8 protein-coding genes are annotated in these 5,450 nt (G+C 61.6%); 5 read left to right on the top strand and 3 right to left on the bottom strand.

Features of this window, described 5'->3' with window-relative positions; translation table 11 throughout:
• Positions 1–60: 60 nt before the first annotated feature.
• Positions 61–798, bottom strand: a complete 738-nt coding sequence (locus Q4P21_RS06215; RefSeq protein WP_303387936.1) for a zinc ribbon domain-containing protein — start codon at positions 796–798, stop codon at positions 61–63.
• Between the two features lie 46 nt (positions 799–844).
• On the bottom strand, positions 845–1,738 hold the full coding sequence (locus Q4P21_RS06210; RefSeq protein WP_303387969.1) for a Nif3-like dinuclear metal center hexameric protein: 894 nt from the start codon (positions 1,736–1,738) through the stop codon (positions 845–847).
• Positions 1,739–1,917: 179 nt separating this feature from the next.
• Between Q4P21_RS06210 and msrA the strand changes: the two genes are divergently transcribed.
• From msrA to epsC, 3 genes are all read left to right on the top strand, one after another.
• The gene (gene msrA, locus Q4P21_RS06205; RefSeq protein ID WP_303387935.1) at positions 1,918–2,442 is read left to right on the top strand and encodes a peptide-methionine (S)-S-oxide reductase MsrA; all 525 of its coding nucleotides are present in this window, start codon (positions 1,918–1,920) and stop codon (positions 2,440–2,442) included.
• Between the two features lie 102 nt (positions 2,443–2,544).
• Entirely contained in the window at positions 2,545–3,480 is a 936-nt protein-coding gene (gene cysK / locus Q4P21_RS06200) for a cysteine synthase A (RefSeq protein ID WP_303387934.1), read from the top strand.
• Positions 3,481–3,667: 187 nt separating this feature from the next.
• The gene (gene epsC / locus Q4P21_RS06195) at positions 3,668–4,255 is read left to right on the top strand and encodes a serine O-acetyltransferase EpsC (protein ID WP_303387968.1); all 588 of its coding nucleotides are present in this window, start codon (positions 3,668–3,670) and stop codon (positions 4,253–4,255) included.
• Between the two features lie 48 nt (positions 4,256–4,303).
• Here the strand turns inward: epsC and Q4P21_RS06190 are convergent, their stop codons facing one another.
• Positions 4,304–4,936 (bottom strand): TetR/AcrR family transcriptional regulator, encoded by a 633-nt coding sequence (locus tag Q4P21_RS06190; protein ID WP_303387933.1) that lies wholly within the window; start codon positions 4,934–4,936, stop codon positions 4,304–4,306.
• Between Q4P21_RS06190 and Q4P21_RS06185 the strand changes: the two genes are divergently transcribed.
• Both Q4P21_RS06185 and Q4P21_RS16325 read left to right on the top strand, forming a co-directional pair.
• A complete protein-coding gene (locus Q4P21_RS06185; protein WP_369598867.1) occupies positions 4,862–5,131 on the top strand; it encodes a DUF4188 domain-containing protein in 270 nt (89 codons plus the stop codon). The genes Q4P21_RS06190 and Q4P21_RS06185 overlap by 75 nt on opposite strands.
• Positions 5,088–5,264, top strand: a complete 177-nt coding sequence (locus Q4P21_RS16325; protein WP_369598866.1) for a DUF4188 domain-containing protein — start codon at positions 5,088–5,090, stop codon at positions 5,262–5,264. Before Q4P21_RS06185 ends, Q4P21_RS16325 begins: the two co-directional genes overlap by 44 nt.
• Positions 5,265–5,450: the final 186 nt, after the last annotated feature.

Raw genomic sequence — 5,450 nt, 5'->3', positions numbered from 1 at the left:
CGACGGCGTAGTCCGCGACCCAGATTTCAACGTGGTGAAGCTGGCCGGTGGGCTTCCGGGTCAGCCCCACTCCTCCGAGCGGACAAGAATGGCCCCTGAATCGGGGCAGTAGACAATGGTGTCCGCACTTGCCTTCTTGATGTCCACCAGGTCGCCGGCGCTGAGCTGCATGCCGGATCCTTCAGATTTTCCGTGGAAGAGCCGGGCAGCGCCGACACCGTACTTCGCCAGGGCACGATCGTAGAGAGCCAACAGCTCCGGGGTGAAAGTGGCCGCCAGTTCGGCCCGCTCAGCCAACGTGGCGTCGCGCTCCATCTTCAGACCACCCAATTTGCTGCGAACTTCGTCAAGGACACCGTCAAGGACCGATTGCATCTTGGCCACCAGCTCACGCTGCGCAGCCTGCTTGGCGGTGGCCTCCTCGAAGGCCTCCATGTTCTCCAGCTCGGTGTCTTCAAGATCGCTGCGTCGCTTTGTCAATGACTCAATTTCACTTTGCAACGCCATCAGGTCCTTGGACAGGCCGGTGCCGCTGTTCAGCTTGGCCTCGTCACGTTCAAGCCGGGTAACTACCGCAGCCACATCATCTTCGGCTTTGGTCAGTGCCCTTTGGGCATCACTGACGGCCGTGTCAAGCACCACGAGGTCGCTCTTGGCCACGGTGACCCCGGCGTGCAGGTCCGGAAGCCTGGGATCTTCCTTCAGCTCTCTGGCTTGCACATCCAAGCCCCGCAACTTGCCATCCAGTGCCTGTACCTCCAACAAACGCAGTTGCTCCCCGGGGGCTGCCTTGGCCATGTAAGTCCTCCTGCTACATCAAAAAATGGTTGTGCTTGTCCCCAGCCTAGTTCCCGGGGGTGAGAATAAAGTCCCACGGGTCCGTGTTGGTTTGACTCAAAGCCAGTTCGGCGGCAAAGCCCTGATCAGCAAGCACATTGCCCAACGCTGCCATGGCAGCCGGAAGCCACAACCATTCACTGGCAAAGTGGGACAAGTCGATCAAATACGGTTTGCCGTCTGCGCGGGCTTCGCGTGCTTCCGAGGCCGGGTGGTGGCGCAGGTCCGCTGTGACATACACATCGGCATCACTGGCACGCACGGCATCAAACAAGCTGTCCCCGGAGCCGCCGCACACGGCAACCTTGTGTACCAAGGCGTCTTTGTCCCCTCCGACGCGCACGCCACCGGCAACAGCTGGCAACATCAAAAAGATGCGGGCAGCCAAATCACCCAGCTTCTGTGCACCGTCCAGCACGCCAACCCTTCCGATGCCTTCTTCCGGCAGTCCGTGGGTTGCCGGCATGAGCGGCTGCACATCACTGAGGCCAATGGCATCGGCCAAGACGTCGGACACACCACCCACGGCGCTGTCCCCGTTCGTGTGAACTGTCAGTAGGGCGCATCCGCCTTCGATCAGCCGGTGAACAGCGCGCCCCTTTCCCGACGTGGCTGCCACGGAGTTGACGCCCTTCAACAGCAGGGGGTGGTGGGTGATCAGCAGTTGGGCACCCCATTCCAGTGCCTCGTCAATAACCTCAAGGGTGGGGTCAACGGCAAACATGATCCGTTCCACATCCGCGTCGACGCGGCCCACCACCAAGCCGACCCTGTCCCATTCCTCGGCCAGGGATTCTGGCCACAGTTCCTCCGCGGCCATCAGGACATCGGCAAGAACAGGAGTCTCAAGTGCCACGGAGCCGGCTAAGTGTTGGTCGGCCTGTTCTGCGTGTCCAACCATGCCGGTATCAGTGTCATCGGCGTCGGTGACTTGGGCAACTGAGTCCGGTCCGACGTCGGGGGTGGGGAAAGTGGGGTCCTTGCTCATGTCTCCAGCTTAGTGGCGGGCGGAGCATACAGGCTGGCAGGGCACACACGGGAACGGGAATTCTCGCGGGCTTGGATGACTTATAAATAAGCATGAAGACTTATGTGTTGGGCGGCGGCTGCTTTTGGTGCCTGGATGCCGTGTATCAAATGACCGTGGGCGTGAAATCAGTGGTGTCCGGCTATTCCGGCGGTGCCCTGCCGAACCCGAACTACGACCAAATCTGTACAGGCATGACTGGACACGCGGAAGTGGTGACGGTGACGTTCGACGAGACCGTCATCCCGGCCGAAACCATTCTTGACATGTTCTTCATCCAGCACGACCCCACCACGCTTAACCGCCAAGGTTACGACGTCGGAACCCAGTACCGCTCCGTCCTGTACTACCGTGACGAGCAGGAAGAAGCGGAGTTTCGGGCTGCCATTGTGCGCAACCAACCGTTGTGGGCAGACCCCATCATCACCGAGGTAACGCGGCTGGGTGTGGTGTATCCGGCGGAGGGCTACCACAACGACTTCTACGCCGAACGCCCCGAAGTGGGATATTGCAGGGTCATTATCAACCCAAAAATCGCCAAAGTAAGAAAACATTACGCGAAGTGGCTCACCGCCTAGAACCGCGCAGGGCGAGTCGATACGCTGGCGGATATGCACAGCGTGCGTTCCCGCGCAAGGAACCGCACCCCACCGTTTCATCAAAGAATCTAAGGACCATTCATGGCACCCATCTATGACAATGTCACCCAGCTGGTTGGCGGCACCCCCTTGGTGCGGCTGAACCGTCTGACGGAGGGCCTTGCCGCCACTGTCGCCGTGAAGCTGGAATTCTATAACCCGGCGAACAGTGTCAAGGATCGGATCGGCGTTGCCATTGTTGACGCTGCCGAAGCATCCGGGGAGCTTAAGCCCGGCGGAACCATTGTGGAAGGCACTTCCGGCAACACCGGAATCGCTTTGGCAATGGTCGGTGCCGCCCGCGGCTACAAAGTCATTTTGACCATGCCCGAAACCATGTCCACCGAGCGTCGTGTCATGCTGCGCGCCTACGGTGCCGACATTGTCCTGACCCCCGGTTCGGAAGGCATGCGCGGAGCTGTCGACAAGGCCAAGGAAATCGTGGCCAACACCGAAAACGCCATCTGGGCCCAGCAGTTCGCCAATCCCGCCAACGTGGACGTCCACCGTCGAACCACGGCCGAGGAGATCTGGGAAGATACCGACGGGGCGGTTGACATCTTCGTCGCCGGAGTTGGTACTGGCGGGACTGTCACTGGCGTCGGTCAGGTGCTGAAGGAACTCAAGCCCGGCGTGCAGGTTGTGGCAGTCGAGCCCATCGATTCCGCCATCCTCAATGGAGGCGCTCCGGGTCCGCACAAGATCCAGGGCCTCGGGGCAAACTTCATCCCGGAAATCCTTGACCAACACATCTACGACGAAGTGATGGACGCTACTCTTGAGGACTCCGTCCGCGTCGCCCGCGACTTGGGCGTACGCGAGGGCATCCTGGGCGGTATTTCATCGGGTGCCATCGTGTGGGCAGCCCTCGAATTGGCAAAACGCCCGGAGAACGCCGGTAAGCTGATCGTTGCCATCGTCTGCGACTTCGGTGAGCGCTACATTTCAACTGTGTTGTACGACGATATCCGGGGCTAATATCCCGCCATAAGTGGCGTTCATTGGCTCGCACGGCTGGATTGACCCCGCATTGCCGACACAACTTCGTCGGCAATGCGGGCCTTCCGAGGTGCGGGCCCTGCCACATTAAGTACTGACTCACCAAGTACTGACGCATTGCACGCTGCGCCGAAGAATGACGACGGCGACCAACGGAAAGAAGTCTGTGGGATTTTTCGGCAGAATACGTGAAGACCTCGAGTCGGCCCGGTCCCATGACCCCGCGGCCCGGGGCTCCATGGAGAACTTTTTTGTGTACTCAGGACTGCACGCCATTTGGGTGCACCGGCTCACGCACAAAATGTGGGAGAACCCCGGTTTGCGTTTCCCTGCCCGGGTCCTGTCACAGTTGACACGCTTTGCCACCGGCATTGAGATCCACCCCGGAGCCACCATCGGTCGGCGCTTCTTCATCGACCATGGCATGGGCGTTGTCATTGGGGAGACTTCCGAAATTGGTGACGACGTCATGATCTACCACGGCGTCACTCTGGGCGGGCGCTCCCTGGCCAAAATCAAGCGTCACCCCACCATCGGCAACCGCGTCACCATCGGGGCTGGCGCCAAGGTGCTGGGCCCCATCCTCATCGGTGACGACTCCGCCGTCGGGGCGAACTCCGTCGTCGTCAAGGACGCACCCGCCAACTCCATCATTACCGGCATTCCCGCCACGTGGCGCCACCGCGACGCAAAGCGTGAAATGGCCCCCGCAGTGGACCCGGCTGAGTACATCGACCCAGCCATGTGGATCTAGCCGCAGCCTGATTCCTGCGCACGCATCCTCAGCGCATGCCCGGTCGCGTCAGTTCTCCAAGTACGCGCGGGCTATGCCAGAAAGCGCCGCCTCGTAGGCGGCGCTCCAGGCTTCTGCGGCCAATCCCACCCCTGACAACTCCAGGCTGACAAGCCCCTGGACTTGCCCCCAAACCGCCATCGCAACAGCATCCGGTGCCACTGCTCCGGGCTTTGCCTCCAGCAGGAGTATCACGGCAGCCATCAGTGGCGCCATGGCTTCGTGTGAAAAGTCCAAGGTTGGCAGGCAGTCAGGACCACCGCCTTGTTGTGCCCCCGGAAACATCAGCGAGTAGAGCACGGGACGGGACAGCGCCCATTGGCGGTACGCCCGGCCCAGCGCCAGCAGCCCGTGCGGCGCTGCGGCGTGCTGGTCCGCGGCAAAGGAACGGAAGCCTTCCTCGACCACGGCTGACAGCAGCTCCTGCTTGCCACCAAAGAGCGAATAGATGGCCGTGGTGGAGGTGTCCGCACCGGCCGCAACGTCCCGCAGGCTGAGGGCGGCAACACCCCCGGCCGATTTACTGCCAGCCCGCAGACGGACACCGTCACCGTATTCCTCATCGGCATGCGCGCCAACCGCTGGTGGAAACTGGCGAAGACGTTTCGCACGGTCGCGGCCATGCCACGCATGCTCAAACACCTCGCCACCAACCCGGACGCCGGCATGCTGGGCTTTCACCAGTGGCTGGGCCGGTCCACCATCCTGCTTTCCTACTGGGAAAGCCCCGAACACCTGCAGCGCTTTGCGGCCGACCGCGGAGCTCCCCACTTGGCCCCCTTGGCGTGCGTTCATGAAGGAGACCGTGGGCACCGGGGACGTTCGCATCTGGCATGAGACTTACCACATCTCGGTCAAGGACCAGGAAACCGTTCACACCGACATGCCGGTGTTTGGCTTGGCTGCAGCCACCCGGCGCGTGGCTGTGGGCCACGGAACAGGAACGGCCCGCCAGCGCCTGGGCCGTTAAGCATGGCAGCCGGGTGATTCCACCTCAGCCCCTGCCCCCTGTCCGTCTCGGGACCATGGTGACAGAACGACGGCGCCCGGTGACCTTTCGCTTGAAAGGTCACCGGCCGCCGTCGTCCGCAAGAAAGGGAAGTTAGTGCGTGTCTACTGCGCTGACCTCGGTCTTGTCGCCGCTCCACTGCGTGTG

The organism is Arthrobacter sp., from assembly GCF_030540645.1.
In the GTDB taxonomy this organism is placed as follows: Bacteria; Actinomycetota; Actinomycetes; order Actinomycetales; family Micrococcaceae; genus Specibacter.
This window is presented reverse-complemented; position numbering and strand designations above follow the sequence as displayed.